The organism is Pseudoxanthomonas suwonensis J47, from assembly GCF_000513955.1.
Taxonomy (GTDB): Bacteria; Pseudomonadota; Gammaproteobacteria; order Xanthomonadales; family Xanthomonadaceae; genus Pseudoxanthomonas; species Pseudoxanthomonas suwonensis_C.
In genome coordinates, this window is record NZ_KI911331.1 from 94124 (window position 1) to 112954 (window position 18831).

Below are 18831 nucleotides of genomic sequence, written 5' to 3' on the forward strand. Positions count from 1 at the left end.
GCCGATGACGACGAGCGCGACCCCACTGCCGCTGCGCGACCTGGATGTCGGCTTCATGCCGCTGCTCGATGCCGCGCCGCTGGTGGTGGCGACCAGGCTGGGCCTGGACCGCGGCCACGGCCTGCGCCTGCGCCTGCACCGCCAGGCCTCCTGGGCCACGCTGCGCGACCGCCTGCTTTCCGGCGAACTGGATGCGGCGCACGCGATGTCGGCGATGGTGCTGGCGGTGCAGACCGGCATCGGTGGACCGCGCGCGGACATGGCGGTGCTCACCGGCCTCAACCGCAACGGCCAGGCGATCGTCGTGTCCGGAGCGCTGGCGCGCGCGCTGGAAAGCGGCATCCCCCTGGCCGAAGCACTGCGCGCGCTGCCGCGGCAGCCGGTGTTCGCGCAGACCTTCCCCACCGGCACGCATGCACTGTGGCTCTACCACTGGCTGGCCACGCAGGGCGTCGATCCGCTGCACGACATCGAGGCGGTCACCCTGCCGCCGCCGCAGATGCCGCAGGCGCTGGCCGACGGCCAGCTCGACGGCTTCTGCGCCGGCGAACCCTGGGGCGCGCAGGCCGAGGCGATCGGCGCTGGCATGCGGGTGGAGCGCAGCGGCCACCTGTGGCCGGGCCATCCGGAAAAGGTGCTGGCCTGCCGCCGCGACTTCGCCGCGCTGCAGCCGGAGCTGGCCACCGCGCTGGCCGCCACCGTGCTCGAAGCCTGCCGCTGGCTGGATGCCGACCCACGGCACCGTGCGCAGGCGGCGCAGTGGCTGGCCGCGCCCGACGCGATCGGCCTGCCGGCCGAGCGCCTCACCGCCGGCCTGCTGCCGCCGCCCGACCTGCCCGCGCGCGAGGCGCTGCAGTTCCATGCCGACGGCCAGGCCAACCATCCCTGGGAATCGGACGGGCGCTGGATCCTGGGCCAGTTCCGGCGCTGGGGCTGGCTGCCGCCGGCGCCCGACGGCGACGCCTGGCTGGCCGACGTCTACCGCCTCGACACCTGGCGCGAAGCCGCCCGGCAGCTGGGCGTGCCGGTGCCCGCGCGCGACCTGCGCGGCAGCCTGGTGCCGGTGGCGGACGCGATCCCGCGCTGATGTTGCGCATCGGTGGTGCGCGATGCGCGATGCTGGTGCGTCGCGCACCGTGCCGGTGCATTCCACCCTGCGAAGCGCGGCGTGGGCGCACCCAGTGGGCACTCCGCGCGGTACCGCAACTGCCTGAAATCCGGAAGCTTTCGCCGCCGATGCTGCACCGCGCCAGAAGCTGGCACGGGCATTGCATTGCAACATCGTGCGGGCACAACGGCGTGCCTGCCCACAACCCGAACACGTAGCCCGGCAGCCGCCGGGCCACCAGACAACGGCGTCTTCCCGGATCGAACCGGGGAGGCGCCGTTTTCGTTTCCGGGTGCTGCAACCGTCCCGACCCCACATGGAGATGGCGTGGCATGAACCGATCGTTCTGGAAAGCCGGGCACGCCCCGACCCTGCTGTCGGCGTTCCTCTACTTCGACCTCAGCTTCATGGTCTGGTACCTGCTCGGCCCGATGCAGGTGCAGATCGCCGAGGTGCTGCAGCTGGACACCCAGCAGCGCGCTTTGATGGTGGCCGTGCCGATCCTGTGCGGGGCGGTGCTGCGCCTGTTCCTGGGCCTGCTGGCCGACCGCATCGGCGCGCGCCGCACCGGCATCCTCGCCCAGGTGGTGGTAATCGCCGCGCTGCTGGTGGCGTGGCGGCTGGGCGTGCACAGCCTGGCCCAGGTGCTGCTGCTGGGGCTGATGCTGGGCGTGGCCGGGGCCTCGTTCGCGGTGGCGCTGCCGCTGGCCTCGCGCTGGTATCCGCCGGAACACCAGGGCACGGCGATGGGCATCGCCGGAGCGGGCAATTCCGGCACGGTGTTCGCCGCGCTGTTCGCGCCGGCCCTGGCCGCGGCCTACGGCTTCCAGAACGTGTTCGGGATGGCGTGCATCCCGCTGCTGGTGGTGCTGGCGGTGTTCACCGCCTGCGCGAAGGACGCACCGGTGGTGGTGCCGCGCAAGACCCTGGGCGACTACGCGCGGGTGCTGGTCGGCAACCGCGACTCGTGGTGGTTCATGTTCTTCTACGCGATCACCTTCGGCGGCTTCGCCGGCTTCGCCAGCGCGCTGCCGGGCTACTTCCACGACCAGTTCGGCTTCGCCCCGAAGCTGGCCGGCTGGGCCACCGCCGCCTGCGTGCTGGCCGGCTCGCTGATGCGCCCGCTGGGCGGGGTGATCGCCGACCGCGTCGGCGGCACGCGCTCGCTGCAGATGGTCTACCTGGCGGTGACCGTGCTGGTCGGCCTGTCGGCGCTGGGCATCGGCGGGCCGGTGCTGGCGGTGGCGCTGTTCGTGGCCACGCTGCTGTGCCTGGGTGCCGGCAACGGCGCGGTGTTCCAGCTGGTGCCGCAGCGCTTCGGCGCGGAGATCGGGTTGATGACCGGGCTGATCGGCATGGCCGGCGGCGTCGGCGGCTTCCTGCTCGCCGCCGGGCTGGGCGTGGTCAAGCAGCAGGCCGGCACCTACGCGCCGGGCCTGTGGCTGTTCGCCGGCATCGCCCTGGCCGCCTCGGTATGCCTGGCCACGGTCCGGCAGCGCTGGCGCCTGCACTGGGCCGCGCTGGGCCCGGCCCGGGTCTGATCCAGCGATCGAATGCCATCGAAGAACACGCGCAAGGAACGACGATGAGGAAACCGCGACTGGTGGTGGTGGGCAACGGCATGGCCGGCATCCGCACGCTCGAGGAGCTGCTGAAGCTGGCCCCGGGGATGTACGACATCACCGTGTTCGGCGCCGAGCCGCACCCCAACTACAACCGCATCCTGCTGTCGCCGGTACTGGCCGGCGAACAGGACTTCGACGACATCGTGCTCAACCCGCTGTCCTGGTACGCGGAGCACGGCATCACCCTGCACCTGGGCAAGGAAGTCACCCGCATCGACCGGGTGCAGCGCAAGGTGGTGGCCGCCGACGGCACCGAGGCCGAGTACGACCGCCTGCTGCTGGCTACCGGCTCGCTGCCCTTCATCCTGCCGGTGCCCGGCAAGGACCTGGAGGGCGTGATCGGCTACCGCAACATGCACGACACCCGCACCATGATCGAAACGGCGCGGGTGAAGAAGCATGCAGTAGTGATCGGCGGCGGCCTGCTCGGGCTGGAAGCCGCCAACGGCCTGAAGCTGCGCGGCATGCAGGTCACCGTGGTGCACCTGGCCGGCTGGCTGCTGGAACGGCAGCTGGATCCGGTCGCCGGCGCGCTGCTGGAGAAGTCGCTGCGCGAGCGCGGCCTGGACTTCCGCCTCAACACCTCGACCACCGAGATCGTCGGCAACGACGCCGGCGAGGTCGCCGCGGTGCGCTTCTCCGACGGCTCGGAAATCCCCGCCGAGCTGGTGGTGATGGCCGCCGGCATCCGCCCCAATACCGCGCTGGCCCAAGCCGCCGGCATCCACTGCGACCGCGGCATCGTGGTCAACGACACCCTGCAGACCTACGACCCGCGCGTGTACGCGGTGGGCGAGTGCGCCAGCCACCGCGGCGTGGCCTACGGCCTGGTCGCGCCGCTGTTCGAGCAGGCCAGGATCTGCGCCGACCACCTGGCGACCTGGGGCATCGGCATCTACCGCGGCTCGGCGGTGTCGACCAAGCTCAAGGTCACCGGCATCGACCTGTTCTCCGCCGGCGACTTCATGGGCGGGGAGGGCAGCGAGGAGATCGTGCTGTCCGACCCGGCCGGCGGCGTCTACAAGAAGCTGGTGATCCGCGACGACCGCCTGGTCGGCGCCTGCCTGTACGGCGACACCGCCGACGGCGCCTGGTACTTCCGCCAGATCAAGGACGGCAGCGTGGTCGGCGACCGCCGCGACACCCTGGCCTTCGGCGAGACCGCGCTGGGCGAGTCCGGCACCGCCGGCCAGGACCGCGCCGCGACGATGGCCGACGGCGACGAGGTCTGCGGCTGCAACGGCGTGTGCAAGGGCACGATCGTCAAGGCCGTGCGCGAGCAGGGCCTGTTCACCGTCGACGAGGTCAAGAAACACACCAAGGCCGCCAGCTCCTGCGGCTCGTGCACCGGCCTGGTCGAGCAGATCCTGATGAACTGCCTGGGCTCCAACTTCCAGGAGACGCCGAAGACCAAGGCGGTCTGCGGCTGCACCACGCTCAGCCACGGTGAGGTGCGCCAGGCGATCCGCGAACACCACCTGGTCAGCCATGCCCAGGCCTACGCCTTCATGGAATGGCGCACGCCGAACGGGTGTGCCACCTGCCGCCCGGCGATCAACTACTACATGCTCTCGACCTGGCCGCGCGAGGCCGTCGACGACCCGCAGAGCCGCTTCATCAACGAGCGCGCCCACGCCAACATCCAGAAGGACGGCACCTTCTCGGTGGTGCCGCAGATGAAGGGCGGCGTGACCAATCCGTCCGAGCTGCGCCGCATCGCCGACGTCGCCGACAAGTACGCCATCCCCATGGTGAAGGTCACCGGCGGCCAGCGCATCGACCTGCTCGGGGTGCGCAAGGAAGACCTGGTCGGCGTGTGGCGCGACCTGGGAATGAAGTCCGGCCACGCCTACGGCAAGTCGATCCGTACGGTGAAGACCTGCGTGGGCGGCGAGTTCTGCCGGTTCGGCACCCAGGACAGCACGCGCATGGGCATCGAGCTGGAAACGATGCTGGCCAACATGTGGAGCCCGCACAAGGTCAAGCTGGCCGTGTCCGGCTGCCCGCGCAACTGCGCGGAAAGCGGCATCAAGGACGTGGGCATCATCGCCGTGGAATCGGGTTGGGAGATCCATGTCGGCGGCAACGGCGGCATCCGCACCGAGGTGGCGCGCTTCCTGTGCAAGGTCGCCACGTCCGACGAGGTGAAGGAATACGTCGGCGCCTTCCTGCAGCTGTACCGCGAGGAGGCCTACTACCTCGACCGCACCGTGCACTACATCGCCCGCGTCGGCCTGGACTACGTCAGGCAGAAGGTGGTGGAGGATGCGGCCAACCGCCGCGCCCTGTACGAGCGCCTGCTGTACGCGCTGGAAGGCCTGCCCGATCCGTGGGCGGCGCGCGTGGCCGGTACCCAGGCGCGCGAGTACCAGCCCCTCAAGCTCGACCGGCAGATCGCCGTGGCCCTGGAGGACTGAGCATGACCGAGACCGGAGCCTGGGTGCGCGTTTGCGCGATCGAGGACATCCCGCTGCTGGGCGCACGCGTGCTCGAACGCGCCGGCGGCGACGGCATCGCCCTGTTCCGTCCCGCACCGGCGCGCGTGTTCGCGCTGGCCGACCGCTGCCCGCATCGCGGCGGCCCGCTGTCGCAGGGGATCGTCAGCGGCGACACGGTGACCTGCCCGCTGCACGGCTGGAACATCGGCCTGGACAGCGGCCAGGCCTGCGCGCCGGACGTGGGGTGCGTGCGCCGCTACCCGGTACAGCTGCGCGACGGCGAGGTGTGGCTGTCGCTGCTGCCGCTCGGGCAGGCGGCGGAAGAGGCCGCCGCCTGATGGACGGCACCGGCGCCCCGGACGCGCGCGCCGGCCGGCGTACGACGCGTTCTACCTGCTGCTACTGCGGCGTCGGCTGCGGCGTGCTGGTGCACAGCGAACGCGATGCCGCCGGTCGCGAGCGGATCACCGGCATGGAGGGCGATCCGCAGCATCCGGCCAACCATGGCCGCCTGTGCAGCAAGGGCCGCACCCTCGCCGGGACCGCGCGCAGCCTGCACGGCCGCGTGCTGGTGCCGGAACTGCGCCATCACCGCCAGGAGGCGCGGCGTCCGGTGGACTGGGCGCTGGCCCTGGACACGGTGGCCGAGCGCCTGGCCCGGGTGGTCGAGCGCCATGGTCCGGACGCGGTGGCGTTCTATCTCTCCGGGCAGCTGCTGACCGAGGACTACTACGTCTTCAACAAGCTGGCCAAGGGCCTGCTGCGCACCAACAACATCGACACCAATTCGCGGCTGTGCATGTCCGCGGCGGTGACCGGATACAAGCTGGCCTTCGGCGCCGACGGCCCGCCGACCTGCTACGACGACCTGGAGCACGCCAAGACGGTGCTGTTCGCCGGCAGCAATGCCGCGTGGGCGCATCCGGTGCTGTTCCGGCGGCTGGAGGAGGCGCGCGCGCGCGATCCGCAGGTGCGCTGGATCGTGGTGGATCCGCGCCGCACCGACACGGCGGCCGTCGCCGACCTGCACCTGCAGCTGCAGCCGGGCACCGACGTGGCCCTGTTCAACGGCATGCTCCACCACCTGGTGTGGGAAGGCCTGCTCGACACCGCCTTCATCGAAGCCCATACCCGCGGCTTCGGCGAGCTGAAGCGGGTGCTGCGCGACTACACCCCGCGCATGGCCGCGGAGCTCTGCGGCGTGCCGGTCGAGGACCTGGTCACCGCGGCCGAATGGTTCGGGCGCAGCCCGGCGGCGCTGTCGCTGTACTGCATGGGCCTGAACCAGTCGGTGCACGGCACCGACAAGAACCTGGCGCTGATCCACCTGCACCTGGCCACGCGCCAGCTCGGCCGCCCCGGCGCCGGCCCGTTCTCGCTGACCGGCCAGCCCAATGCGATGGGCGGGCGCGAGGTCGGCGGCATGGCGACGATGCTGGCGGCGCACCGCGAGATCGGCGACGCCGCGCACCGCGGCGAAGTCGAGGCGCTGTGGCGGCTGCCGCCTGGCAGCCTGTCGCCGAAAGCGGGGCTGGCCGCAGTGGAGCTGTTCGAGGCGGTGCGCGCCGGAAAGGTCAAGGCGGTGTGGATCGCCTGCACCAACCCGGCCCATTCGATGCCCGACATCGGCCCGGTGCGCGAGGCGCTGCAGCGCGCCGAATTCGTGGTGGTGCAGGAGGCCTTCGCCGGCACCGACACCGTGCCCTTCGCCGACGTGCTGCTGCCGGCGGCCACCTGGGGCGAGAAGGAGGGCACGATGACCAATTCCGAGCGCCGCATCTCGCGGGTGCGTGCGGCGGTGGCGCCGCCCGGGCGGGCGCGGCCGGACTGGTGGATCGCGCGCGAGGTCGCGCTGCGCCTCGAAGCACGGCTGGCGGCACCGGGCGCGCCGCCGCTGTTCGAGGCCGACACCCCGGCGCGGATCTTCGACGAGCACCGCGCGCTGACCGTGGGCCGCGACCTGGACATCGGCGGCCTCGACTATGCGCGGCTGGAACAGACCGGCCCGCAGCAATGGCCATTCCCGCGCGACGCCGCGGAAGGGCAGGCGCGCCGCTACGGCGATGGCGTGTTCGCCACCGCCGACGGTCGCGCGCGCTTCCACGCCACGCCCTACCGGCCGGTCGCCGAGGAAACCTCGGCGCGCTATCCGCTGCGCCTGCTCACCGGGCGGCTGCGCGACCAGTGGCATGGCATGTCGCGCACCGGCCGGCTGCCGGAACTGTTCGCGCACAGCCCGGAGCCGGCGCTGCGCATGCATCCGGAGGACGCGGCACGGCGCGGCCTGCGGGCCGGCGAGCTGGTACGCATCGCCAGCCGCCGCGGCGAACTGGTGCTGCCGCTGGAGCTGTCCGACGAGGTCGCCTCCGGCGCCGTGTTCGCGGCGATGCACTGGAGCGGGCAGTACCTGTCCAGCGGCGGCATCAACGAGGTGAGCCAGCCGGCGGTGGATGCGCGCTCGCGCCAGCCCGAGCTCAAGCACGCGGCGGTGCGGGTGGAGAAGGCCGGCTTCGGCTGGCACCTGCTGGCCGCGCGCCGCGGCGAGGTGCTGGCCCTGCGCGAGGCGGTGCAGCCGCTGCTGAAGGACTGCGGCTACGCCGGCCTGTCGCTGCACGCGGAAGCCGGCGCGCCTGAAGGCGCCGGCTGGCTGGTGCTGCGTGCCGCCGCGCCGGAGGCGATGCCGGCGGCGTGGCTGGAGGCGCTGGACCGCGCGCTGGAGCTGGCGCCGGGCGTCGACACGCTCGAGTACCGCGACGTGCGCCGCGGCCTGCTCAAGCGCCTGGCCTGGCGCGGCGACGCCGAAGGCCAGTTCATCGACGGCCTGCTGTGGACCGATGCACAGCCCGGTGGCGAGGCGCTGCTGCGCACCGCGCTGTCCGGCGCGGCCTGGCACGGCCCGCGCCTGGCCGCGTTTGCCACCGTGGCCGGCCCGGCGCGCGATCCCACCGTGTGCGTATGCCGCCAGGTCACCGAGTCGGCGATCCGTGCCGAAGTGCGCAACGGCGCCGACGTGCCGGCACTCAAGCAACGGCTGGGCTGCGGCACGGTCTGCGGCTCCTGCATTCCCCAGCTCACCCGCCTGGCCCGCGAGGCGGCCAGCGCATGAACCCGATGGAGGCACCCATGCACACCACCACGCCCACCAGGCCGGCCCGCCAGGATCCCGCGGAAGTGGTGCTGCTCTCCGCCGGCCCCGGCGACCTGGAGCTGCTCACCCTCAAGGCCGTACGTGCGCTGGAACAGGCCGAGGTCCTGCTGCTGGACGAACTGGTGGATCCGGCCATCGTCGAGCTGGCGCCACAGGCACGGGTGCTGCGCGTGGGCAAGCGCGGCGGCTGCCGTTCCACCCCGCAGGCCTTCATCTGCCGGCTGATGCGCCGCTACGCGCTGCAGGGCCTGCGGGTGGTGCGGGTGAAGGGCGGCGACGCCCTGCTGTTCGGCCGCGCCGGCGAGGAGATCGCCTTCCTGCGCGAGGCCGGCGTGCCGGTGCGCATCGTCAACGGCGTCAGCGCCGCGTTTGCCGCGGCCGCGTCGCTGGGGGTGTCGCTGACCCATCGCGGCCACTGCCATGGCCTGACCTTCGTCACCGCGCATACCGCCGACCACGGCGAGCCGGACTGGGAAGCGCTGGCGCGCACCGGCACCACCCTGGCGATCTACATGGGCATGGGCCGGCTGGAGTCAATCTGCGCCGGACTGCGCCGGCATCTGTGCGGCGACACGCCCGCGGCGATCGTGCAGGCGGCCAGCCAGCGTGGCGAGCAGCGCGTCGTCGCCACCCTGGACGGGTTGTGCGCGGCGGCGGCAACGCTGCCGCCCGGCGCACCGGGCGTGATCCTGGTCGGCGGTTCGCTGGCGGAAGCCGTCGTCGCCGACGCCGCGACGCCGTCGTTGCCGCAGGCGGCATCCTGCGCCTGAACCGGCAAGCTTCGGCGTAGGGCCGAAGCATCCGCTCGTACACCCGATGCGATGCCGCAGTGCAGCGCACGGCAACGCCTGCTGGTGGTAGGCTCGGTGCTGCACTGCTGCGTCACCCATCCTGCGAAGGTAGGCACATGGAGCAGAACAGCCAGGAGGTGCGGACCCGCAACCAGGAGCGCATCGCGTTCCTGCTGGTGGTGGGGGTGATTTTCCCGCTGCTCGCGATCCTGGCCGTGGCCGGCTACGGCTTCCTGGTGTGGATGTGGCAGCTGCTCTTCGCCGGGCCACCGAGCGCATGAGCGCCATGGACGCGAACCGGCCGATGTCGCGACGCGCGCTGCTGACCGGCGGCGCGGCGGGTGGACCCATGCTGCGTCCGCCCTGGGCCCATGAAGCGGCGGAGTTCGCCTCCCGCTGCACGGGTTGCGATGCCTGCATCCGGGCCTGTCCCGAAGGCGTCCTGTCGCCCGATCCCGATGGCCGCCCGCGCTTCGATCCGCAGGCCGGCGAATGCACCTTCTGCGGCGACTGCGTGCGCGCGTGCCAACCGGCGGCGCTGGACTTCGCGGCGCCGACGCGCTGGCCGTGGCGTGCCCGCGTGGAACCTGGCTGCCTGCCCGCGCATGGCGTGGTCTGCGCCAGCTGCCGCGACGTCTGTCCCGAAGCGGCCATCCGCGTCCCGCCCGGTGGCCGCGGCGCCGCCAGCATCGACCCGCTCCGCTGCACGGGATGCAGCGCCTGCGTCGGCGTCTGTCCCGCCGGCGCCATTGCCCTGGAACGGGCCCCCCTGGAGGAAGCGGCATGAACGCCCGCGTGCGCGAGGACGAGGTCCATATCGCCAGCTTCGTGGTCCAGCACCGCGAGGACGCCGGCGCGGCGCTGGCCGCGATGGTCGCCGCCTGTCCCGACCTGGAACTGGCCATCCCCGGGCCGACGCGCAGCGTGGTCCTGTGCGAATCGGCGCAGCGGCACGCGGCGATGGACCGCGTCGACCAGCTGCAGGCCGTGGCCGGGGTGCTCAACGTCCTCCTCGTCTACCACCACGCCGAACCGGCCGCCGCGCTGGACGAACCCTGCCCGCAGGCACCGGACACCGGAGTCCCCGCATGAGCACGACCCGCCGCGACTTCATCCGCAACAGCGCCATCGCCACCGCGGCCGCCGCCGCCGGCCTGCCGCTGCCCGGTGGCACCAGCAACGTCATCACCGAAGGCGACATGACCGCGCTGAAGTGGTCGAAGGCGCCGTGCCGCTACTGCGGCACCGGCTGCAGCGTGAACGTCGCCGTCCGCGACGGCCGCGTGGTCGCCACCCACGGCGACGTGCATTCGGAGGTCAACCGCGGCATCAACTGCGTCAAGGGCTATTTCCTGTCCAAGGTGCTGTACGGCGAGGACCGCCTGACCACGCCGCTGCTGCGCAAGAAGAACGGCGCCTACGCGAAGGACGGCGACTTCACCCCGGTGAGCTGGGACGAGGCCTTCGACGTGATGGCCGAGCAGTTCCGCAAGGTGCTGAAGGAGAAGGGCGGCGACGCGATCGGCATGTTCGGCTCCGGGCAGTGGACGGTGTGGGAGGGCTACGCGGCCAACAAGCTGATGAAGGCCGGCTTCCGCAGCAACCACATCGACCCGAACGCGCGCCACTGCATGGCCTCGGCGGTATTCGGCTTCATCCGCAGCTTCGGCATGGACGAGCCGATGGGCTGCTACGACGACATCGAGGCCGCGGACGCGTTCGTGCTGTGGGGCTCGAACATGGCCGAGATGCACCCGATCCTGTGGACCCGGATCACCGACCGCCGGCTGTCGCACCCGCACGTCAAGGTGGCGGTGATGTCGACCTTCGAGCACCGCAGCTTCGAGCTGGCCGACATCCCGATCGTGTTCAAGCCGCAGACCGACCTGGTCATCCTCAACTACATCGCCAACCACATCATCCAGTCGGGCAGGGTCAACAGGTTCTTCGTCGAGAACCGGCTGAACTTCAAGCGCGGCAACCAGGACATCGGCTACGGCCTGCGTCCGGAGCATCCGCTGCAGCAGGCGGCCGCCAATGCCGACGATCCCAACGGCGGCGAGCCGATCAGCTTCGAGCAGTTCGCCGAGTTCGTGCGGCCGTACACGCTCGACAGGGCCGTGGAGATGAGCGGCGTCGAGCGCGGCTGGCTGCAGCAGCTGGCCGAGCTGTACGCCGACCCCGACGTGAAGGTCACCTCGTTCTGGACCATGGGTTTCAACCAGCACACCCGCGGGGTGTGGGCCAACAACATGGTCTACAACATCCACCTGCTGACCGGGAAGATCTCCACGCCCGGCAACAGCCCGTTCTCGCTGACCGGCCAGCCTTCGGCCTGCGGCACCGCGCGCGAGGTCGGCACCTTCAGCCACCGCCTGCCGGCGGACATGCTGGTGGCCAACGACGAGCATCGCAGGCACGCCGAGGAGATCTGGAAGGTGCCGCACGGCACGATCAACCCCAAGCCCGGCTACCACGCGGTGGAGCAGAACCGCGCGCTGCGCGACGGCAAGCTCAATGCCTACTGGGTGCAGGTCAACAACAACATGCAGGCGGCGGCCAACATCATGGAGGAGGCCTGGCCGGGCTACCGCAACCCGGACAACTTCATCGTCGTCTCCGATGCCTATCCGACCGTGACCTGCCAGGCCGCCGACCTGATCCTGCCGGCGGCGATGTGGGTGGAGAAGGAAGGCGCCTACGGCAATGCCGAGCGCCGCACCCAGTTCTGGCACCAGATGGTCGACGCGCCCGGCGAGGCGAAGTCGGACCTGTGGCAGCTGATGGAGTTCTCCAAACGCTTCACCACCGACGAGTGCTGGCCGGCGGAGCTGCTGGCCGCCAATCCGGAGTTCAAGGGCAAGACCCTGTTCGAGGTGCTGTTCCGCAACGGCAATGTCGACCGCTACCCGCTGTCGGACATCGAGGAAGGCTATTCCAACCACGAGTCCGAGCACTTCGGCTTCTACGTGCAGAAGGGCCTGTTCGAGGAATACGCCGCCTTCGGCCGCGGCCACGGCCACGACCTGGCGCCGTTCGAGATGTACCACCAGGCGCGCGGCCTGCGCTGGCCGGTGGTCGACGGCAAGGAGACGCGCCGTCGCTACATCGAGGGTTCCGACCCGTACGTGAAGCCGGGCGAGGGCCACAAGTTCTACGGCTTCCCCGACAACCGCGCGGTGGTGTGGGCGCTGCCGTACGAGCCGCCGGCCGAGTCGCCCGACGCCGAGTACGACCTGTGGCTGGTCACCGGGCGCGTGCTGGAACACTGGCACTCCGGCTCGATGACCATGCGCATCCCCGAGCTGTACCGCGCGTTCCCGGCGGCCTGCGTGTTCATGAACCCCGACGATGCGCGCAGGCGCGGGCTCAAGCGCGGCGACGAGGTTCGGGTGGTGTCGCGGCGCGGCGAGATGCGCTCGCGCCTGGAGACGCGCGGGCGCAACCGCATGCCACCGGGCGTGGTGTTCGTGCCCTGGTTCGACGCCGGCCAGCTGATCAACAAGGTGACGCTGGACGCGACCGATCCGATCTCGAAGCAGACCGACTACAAGAAGTGCGCCGTGAAGGTCGTGGTCGCCTAGGAGGCATCCCATGCGCAACAAGCCACTGATCGTCGCGGTCGTCCTGGTGCTGCTGGCGGTGCTGGTGTTCGCCGTCGGCTGGATGATCGGCAGCCGCCACCATGGCGAGCCGGCGCAGGCCGCCGGCGACGGACGCGTCCCGGTGGACGCGCGCGCGATCTTCATCCCCGAAGGCGGGCAGCTGGACCGGCTGCGCCGGGGCGTGCCGGTCGACCAGGAAGGACACCCGCCGCCGATGGCGCGGGTGGAGAACACCGACCTGAGCCGCCTGCGCAACTACCCGATGCAGCCGCCGACCATCCCGCACACCATCGACGGCTACCAGGTCGACCGCAACAGCAACCGCTGCATGCTCTGCCACGCGCGCGCCAACGCCGCCACCTTCCAGGCGCCGCCGGTCAGCGTCACCCACTACATGGACCGCGACGACCAGTTCCTGGCCACGATCTCGCCGCGCCGCTACTTCTGCAACCAGTGCCACGTGGTCCAGACCGACGCGCCGACCCTGGTCGCCAACGGCTTCAAGGACATCGACAGCGTGCTGGCCGCGCCGCCGCCGGGGGGGAACTGAGCCATGTGGAAGCGGAGCCGGCTGTGGGCGAGGTCGCTGTGGGACACGCTGCGCTCGCCCAGCCGCTACTACAGCCTGGGCTTCCTCACCGTGGCCGGGTTCGTCGCCGGGATCCTGTTCTGGGGCGGGTTCAACACCGCGCTGGAGGCGACCAACACCGAGAAGTTCTGCACCAGCTGCCACGAGATGCGCGACAACGTCTTCCAGGAGCTGAAGAGCACGATCCACTACACCAACCGTTCCGGCGTGCGCGCCACCTGCCCGGACTGCCACGTACCGCACAACTGGACCGACAAGATCGCGCGCAAGATGCAGGCCTCCAAGGAGGTCTGGGGCAAGATCTTCGGCACCATCAACACCCGCGAGAAGTTCCTCGACGAGCGCCTGGTGCTGGCCACCCACGAATGGTCGCGACTGAAGGCGAACGATTCGCTGGAGTGCCGCAACTGCCACGACTTCGATTCGATGGACCTGACCCGGCAGAGCCCGCGCGCCGCGCAGATCCACGGCCTGTGGCTGCGCACGGGCGAACGCACCTGCATCGACTGCCACAAGGGCATCGCCCACCAGTTGCCGAACATGGCCGGCGTGCCACAGGGATGACGCCCGCGCCGCAGGCGCGGACGCCCGGTTGAACGACCACGGGCCCGGCCCGCTGGAGGTCGTCATGTACAAGGCAAGCCCGCTGCTGCTTGCGTTGCTGCTGCCCGTGCCGGCGCTGGCCCAGGCCGGCGACGACGAGCGCGACGCGAAGATCGCCCGCCTCGAACAGACCGTTGCCGAGCTGAGCCGATCTGCAGGGTGCTGCCGATCGCCCCGTCGACGTACTACGAGCACGCCAGCCGCCAGGCCGACCCGGTGCGATTCATTGCCGCGTAGTCGAACAGGCCCTGCTTGATCTCCCTGGAGATCCGGTTCATCAGGGCCTGGACCCGCCAGCGGTTCTCCACGGTGTCGGGCAGGGCGGTCTGTTCCCGGCAGCGGACGCCGCGGAAGAAGAAGTCCAGGTACAGCAACCCGGATTCGGGGCGGGCGCGGACCTTAGCCATGGATCATGGCGCCGCTGGCCATCGGGATGCCGCCGGCCACCGCGGCCGAGCCCATGGGCGCCCGGCCGGCGGAGAACTTGCCAATGTCCCGCTGGATCGCCTCCCGGATGAAGAGGAGCTTGCGGCCACCGAAGGGACGGATGTAGTGGACGCCTTCGAGCAGCACGGCGTCCTTCAGGCGGGGGCGGATGGTCCGTGCGTCGTAGTGGATGCGGGTGGCGAGTTCATCGGTGGTGATGTAAGTTTCCATCTGGGCGCTCCTGTCGAGTGACGTCAACGGATGTCGCGTAAAGGCGACGCTTGTTGGTGATCATAGACGACGAGAGGCGCTTGTCAACGACAAATGTCGCCTCCCGGCGACGATATTCAAGAACCGTTCATGATTAGATTCCGCCTGACCGAGCTGATCGCGGACAAAGCCTTCAAGGAGCGACGCGTCGTGTCGCTGACGGAAGTGGCCGATGCGACGGGCATTCACCGGGCGACGCTGTCCAAGATGGCCAACCAGCCGGGCGCGAACATCGGCACGGAGATCATCGACAAGCTCTGCCGGTACTTCGCCTGCCAGCCAGGCGAGTTGCTGACCTATGTTGATGAAGATGCCGGGCTGGCCTGATCGGCCCGGAATCAGTACCTGAGAACGCGATCCGGGAAGATCGCCGTGATCAGCAGGGGATGAAATGACCAACGACGAATTCAAGCGCACCCTCTGGGAAGCGGCCGACAAACTGCGCGGCTCCGTCTCGGCGGCGACCTACAAGTACCCGGTCCTCGGCCTGGTGTTCCTGAAGTACGTCTCGGACATGTTCGATGCGCAGGGGCGGGTGATCGAGAAGCGGCTGGCCGAACCCAGGTCCGAGTACTACATCGAGGACCAGGAGGCCCGCGCAGCGGCGGCCGAGCAGTTCGCCACCGACAAGACGTTCTATGACGCCGACAACGTGTTCTGGGTGCCGGCATCGGCGCACTTCAACACGCTGCTGGCGCAGGCGGCCGCCCCGGACCTGGCACAGCGGCTCGACAAGGCCCTGGGCGAGATCGAAGCTGAGAACCCGAGCCTCAAGGGCGTGCTGTACCGCGAGTTCTCCCGGCTGGAGCTGGCGCCCGGCAAGCTCGGCGAGCTGATGCAGCTGCTGGCCAGGCTCAGCTTCGACCCGGACAGGCATGGCAGCCGCGACGTGTTCGGCGAGGTGTACGAATACTTCCTCGGCCAGTTCGCGCTCAAGGAAGGTGCGCGCGCCGGCGAGTTCTACACGCCCAAGAGCGTGGTCAACCTGCTGGTGGAGGTCCTCGCCCCGTTCAAGGGCACCATCTACGACCCGGCCTGCGGCTCGGGCGGGATGTTCGTGCAGTCGGCCAGGTTCAAGGACGCCCACGCCGCCAGGCTCAGGAAGAAGGGCGACCTGGCCATTTACGGCCAGGAGATGATGGCCGCCACCCGGCGCCTGGCGCTGATGAACCTGGCCGTGCACGGCCTGCACGGGGATCTCGGCACCACCTACGGCGACACCTTCAGCAACGACCAGCACAAGACCCTGCGCGCCGACTACGTGCTGGCCAACCCGCCGTTCAACATCTCCGACTGGGGCGGCGACAAGCTCACCGACGACCCGCGCTGGGTGTACGGCATCCCGCCGAAGGGCAACGCCAACTTCGCCTGGCTGCAACACATGCTGGCGCGCCTGTCATCGCGCGGCCGCGCCGGCATCGTGCTGGCCAACGGCTCCATGAGTTCGCAGCAGAGCGGCGAGGGCGAGATCCGCCGCGGCATGGTCCAGGGCGACGTGGTCGAGTGCATGGTCGCGCTGCCTGGGCAGTTGTTCTCCAACACGCAGATTCCCGCCTGCCTGTGGTTCCTGAGCAAGGACAAGAGTTCTGGCGGAAACGGCAGCATCGACCGCCGCGGCCAGATCCTCTTCATCGACGCCCGCAAGGCGGCCAGCGGCCGCATCAGCCGCACGCAGATCGAGTTCACCGACGAGGACATGCAGCGCATTGCGCAGACGTACCACCGGTGGCGCGGGACGGAATTCAGCGATGGAGGGGAGTACGCCGATGAGCCGGGGTTCTGCTTCAGCGCCACGCTGGAGGATGTAGAGAAGCATGGTTTTGTGCTCACACCCGGCCGCTACGTGGGCGCGGTGCTGGACGAGGAAGATGACGAGGCGTTCGCGGAGAAGATGGAGCGCCTGACGGCGGAACTAGCCGAGCAGATGGCGAAGGGCGCGGAGCTGGATGCGGTAATCAGGAAAAAGCTGGGGGCGCTGGGTTATGGCGTCTGATTGGCCTCTTGTACGAGTAGAGGATTTCGCTGAGAAGATCGCGATGGGACCTTTTGGCTCCAACATCAAAGTCGAAACCTTCGTTGATTCTGGAATTCCGGTAATAAGCGGTGCTCACCTGCGAGGTACGCGGGTCGAGGATGGTGACTTCAATTTCGTTACGCCAGAGCATGCGGAAAGGCTTAAGAACTCCAATGTCCTTAGAGGAGACGTAGTTTTCACACATGCAGGAAACATCGGTCAGGTTGCGTATGTTCCAGAAAGTTCGCGCTACGAGCGCTATGTCATTTCACAGCGCCAGTTTTATTTGAGGTGCGATCGCTCGAAGGCTGATCCAGCATTCATTACCTATTTCTTTCATAGCCCCGAAGGGCAGCACAAGCTGCTGGTCAATGCCTCACAGGTGGGCGTCCCTTCGATCTCTCGCCCCTCGTCAAATCTAAAAGAGATTGAAGTCGCTCTGCCGCCGCTTGCGGAACAACGGGCAATCGCCGGCTTTCTTGGCTCCATTGACGATCGAATCGACAACCTGCGCCAAACCAACGCCACCCTCGAAGCCATCGCCCAAGCCCTGTTCAAGTCCTGGTTCGTGGACTTCGACCCCGTGCGCGCCAAGTCCGAAGGCCGCGAGCCCGAAGGCATGGACGCCGCCACCGCCGCCCTGTTCCCCTGCGAGCTTGAAGATTCGGAGCTCGGCCCGATCCCGAAGGGTTGGCGCGTGGGCACCCTTGAGGATGTCAGCGACCTTAATGCCTCAAAGTGGACAGCGAGGAAGCACCCTGAAATTGTCAAGTACATCGACCTCAGCGGAGTCAATCGAAACCGGATCGAGACCTTCACTGAATTTGAGTTTGATGCCGCGCCCAGTCGCGCGCGTAATCACCTGCGGGAAGGCGATACCATCGTCGGCACCGTGCGCCCCGGAAATCGGGCCTATGCCCACATCCATGCCCCGGAAGAAAACCTGACAGGAAGCACGGGATTTGCCGTGCTCAGCCCCAAAAAGCCATACCTGTCCAGCTTCGTCTATCTGGCCGCAACCAGCGATGAGGCCATAGACCGCCTCACCAATCTCGCCGATGGCGCTGCCTATCCTGCTGTCCGCCCCGGCGTAGTCGCCAGCACACCATGCGTTCTGCCGTCGGACAGTGTGCTGGAAGCTTTCGCAGAAATTTCTGTGCCGATGCTTGAAGGGATCGCCAAGAACAACGCCAGGGCAGTAGCGTTTGCAGAACTCAGCGACACCCTTCTCCCCCGCCTGATTTCCGGAAAGCTGTGTATTGCCGAGCCAGGGGCTGCTGCCGAGGATCTGTCTTCATGAACGTCGCCAGGCGCATGAACAATTGAAGCAGCATAGATCTCCAGCGAATTACCCCAGCCTGATTGGCAGGATGCAGCCAGATGGAAAATCAACTCATACACCATTACACAAGCATCGGAGCATTGGCGGCCATTCTTCGTCACAAGACCATCCGATTCGGACGACTTGATACGTTGGATGACACACAAGAGGCTCAAAGTATCGGAGGTTTTGACTTCGGGAAAATGCTGTTCGCAAGCTGTTGGGTGGAGAAGCCGGAGGAAGATATCGCGCAATGGGCTATGTATGGTGATGCGATGAAAGGCGTTCGAATATCTCTCCCGCGCCAGCCTTTCGCCTTGGTGCCAAGGTTGGCAAGCCTTCACTCGATGCAGGATATCCGTGGTCAGGGCTATATCTTGTTACCCGACCTAATAGACAATGAAAACGACTTCCTAAGTCGCGTAAACTACGTGGATGATGTCGCTGCAGAATACGCATCACGCGTTGAAATTCTTGGTAATGGGTTTCGTATCAATGGACGCGCAACTGCAATTGCAACATTCAAGAACAAATATTGGTCGTTTCAACAAGAAGTGCGGTTTATTCTGCAAGCCTCTCCTGGGCCAGTCGGCTGGATCGATGACAGTCAATGGGCGACGAAATTTGTTGAATTGGCGGAATCCGGTGGATGGGGCGCGTTTGGCCCGGAAACCACGTTCATCGACAGAAAATTGGCAACCGATGCTCTTGATCGCGGAGAAGTCGTGTTGGGCCCGCTCGCGACCGAATCAGACCGCCTTATCGTGGAATCGCTGATCGCAACATTGGCACCTGGTTTGCAACTACGACAAAGCAAACTGACAGGCCTTATCCGGCATCGCTGATGTGGTGTTTCGCAATACGCACCTATTGACAGACACGCAACGGAACAT

Annotated in this window: 17 protein-coding genes and 1 pseudogene; 16 read left to right on the forward strand and 2 right to left on the reverse strand. The window is 68.4% G+C overall.

Translation table 11 applies throughout. From position 1 onward, the window contains the following. Nucleotides 1-4 precede the first annotated feature (4 nt). The 12 genes from M503_RS0113850 to M503_RS0113905 all read left to right on the forward strand — a co-directional run bounded on the left by M503_RS0113850 (nucleotide 5) and on the right by M503_RS0113905 (nucleotide 13868). Entirely contained in the window at nucleotides 5-1087 is a 1083-nt protein-coding gene (locus tag M503_RS0113850) for a CmpA/NrtA family ABC transporter substrate-binding protein (RefSeq protein ID WP_028918760.1), read from the forward strand. A gap of 392 nt (nucleotides 1088-1479) precedes the next feature. Then, nucleotides 1480-2649 carry a nitrate/nitrite transporter gene (locus M503_RS0113855; protein ID WP_028918759.1) on the forward strand — a complete coding sequence of 390 codons (1170 nt, stop codon included), beginning with the start codon at nucleotides 1480-1482 and terminating at the stop codon, nucleotides 2647-2649. Nucleotides 2650-2693: 44 nt separating this feature from the next. Then, on the forward strand, nucleotides 2694-5150 hold the full coding sequence (gene nirB, locus M503_RS0113860) for a nitrite reductase large subunit NirB (RefSeq protein WP_037061507.1): 2457 nt from the start codon (nucleotides 2694-2696) through the stop codon (nucleotides 5148-5150). A gap of 2 nt (nucleotides 5151-5152) precedes the next feature. Then, nucleotides 5153-5509 carry a nitrite reductase small subunit NirD gene (gene nirD, locus M503_RS0113865; protein ID WP_037061509.1) on the forward strand — a complete coding sequence of 119 codons (357 nt, stop codon included), beginning with the start codon at nucleotides 5153-5155 and terminating at the stop codon, nucleotides 5507-5509. Beyond that, nucleotides 5509-8277, forward strand: a complete 2769-nt coding sequence (locus tag M503_RS0113870) for a nitrate reductase (protein WP_037061514.1) — start codon at nucleotides 5509-5511, stop codon at nucleotides 8275-8277. The genes nirD and M503_RS0113870 overlap by 1 nt, the downstream gene beginning before the upstream one ends. 65 nt (nucleotides 8278-8342) lie before the next feature. Then, the gene (gene cobA, locus M503_RS16585; RefSeq protein ID WP_028918755.1) at nucleotides 8343-9089 is read left to right on the forward strand and encodes a uroporphyrinogen-III C-methyltransferase; all 747 of its coding nucleotides are present in this window, start codon (nucleotides 8343-8345) and stop codon (nucleotides 9087-9089) included. 137 nt (nucleotides 9090-9226) lie between these two features. Beyond that, a complete protein-coding gene (locus tag M503_RS0113880; RefSeq protein ID WP_028918754.1) occupies nucleotides 9227-9391 on the forward strand; it encodes a periplasmic nitrate reductase, NapE protein in 165 nt (54 codons plus the stop codon). 5 nt (nucleotides 9392-9396) lie between these two features. Then, the gene (locus tag M503_RS0113885; protein WP_051414658.1) at nucleotides 9397-9897 is read left to right on the forward strand and encodes a ferredoxin-type protein NapF; all 501 of its coding nucleotides are present in this window, start codon (nucleotides 9397-9399) and stop codon (nucleotides 9895-9897) included. Further along, nucleotides 9894-10202 carry a chaperone NapD gene (locus M503_RS0113890; protein WP_028918752.1) on the forward strand — a complete coding sequence of 103 codons (309 nt, stop codon included), beginning with the start codon at nucleotides 9894-9896 and terminating at the stop codon, nucleotides 10200-10202. Before M503_RS0113885 ends, M503_RS0113890 begins: the two co-directional genes overlap by 4 nt. Further along, on the forward strand, nucleotides 10199-12694 hold the full coding sequence (gene napA, locus M503_RS0113895) for a periplasmic nitrate reductase subunit alpha (RefSeq protein WP_028918751.1): 2496 nt from the start codon (nucleotides 10199-10201) through the stop codon (nucleotides 12692-12694). Before M503_RS0113890 ends, napA begins: the two co-directional genes overlap by 4 nt. 10 nt (nucleotides 12695-12704) lie before the next feature. Continuing rightward, nucleotides 12705-13265 (forward strand): nitrate reductase cytochrome c-type subunit, encoded by a 561-nt coding sequence (locus M503_RS0113900; RefSeq protein WP_028928311.1) that lies wholly within the window; start codon nucleotides 12705-12707, stop codon nucleotides 13263-13265. Between the two features lie 3 nt (nucleotides 13266-13268). After that, nucleotides 13269-13868, forward strand: a complete 600-nt coding sequence (locus M503_RS0113905) for a NapC/NirT family cytochrome c (RefSeq protein ID WP_028918750.1) — start codon at nucleotides 13269-13271, stop codon at nucleotides 13866-13868. A gap of 326 nt (nucleotides 13869-14194) precedes the next feature. Here the strand turns inward: M503_RS0113905 and M503_RS17850 are convergent. Both M503_RS17850 and M503_RS0113915 read right to left on the reverse strand, forming a co-directional pair. After that, nucleotides 14195-14314 (reverse strand): annotated as a pseudogene (locus M503_RS17850) (Arm DNA-binding domain-containing protein); the annotation flags it as partial. Then, nucleotides 14307-14564, reverse strand: a complete 258-nt coding sequence (locus M503_RS0113915; RefSeq protein WP_037061517.1) for a hypothetical protein — start codon at nucleotides 14562-14564, stop codon at nucleotides 14307-14309. The gene M503_RS0113915 and the pseudogene M503_RS17850, both read right to left, overlap by 8 nt. Before the next feature lie 93 nt (nucleotides 14565-14657). Here M503_RS0113915 and M503_RS0113920 point away from each other — a divergent pair, with 93 nt between their 5' ends. The 4 genes from M503_RS0113920 (at nucleotide 14658) to M503_RS17530 (ending at nucleotide 18783) form a co-directional block, all read left to right on the forward strand. Next, nucleotides 14658-14930 (forward strand): helix-turn-helix domain-containing protein, encoded by a 273-nt coding sequence (locus M503_RS0113920; RefSeq protein WP_231472379.1) that lies wholly within the window; start codon nucleotides 14658-14660, stop codon nucleotides 14928-14930. Between the two features lie 64 nt (nucleotides 14931-14994). Next, entirely contained in the window at nucleotides 14995-16596 is a 1602-nt protein-coding gene (locus tag M503_RS0113925; RefSeq protein ID WP_028918746.1) for a type I restriction-modification system subunit M, read from the forward strand. Between the two features lie 43 nt (nucleotides 16597-16639). After that, on the forward strand, nucleotides 16640-17917 hold the full coding sequence (locus tag M503_RS17220; RefSeq protein WP_231472380.1) for a restriction endonuclease subunit S: 1278 nt from the start codon (nucleotides 16640-16642) through the stop codon (nucleotides 17915-17917). A gap of 80 nt (nucleotides 17918-17997) precedes the next feature. Beyond that, nucleotides 17998-18783, forward strand: a complete 786-nt coding sequence (locus M503_RS17530) for a DUF2971 domain-containing protein (protein WP_155952078.1) — start codon at nucleotides 17998-18000, stop codon at nucleotides 18781-18783. Nucleotides 18784-18831: the final 48 nt, after the last annotated feature.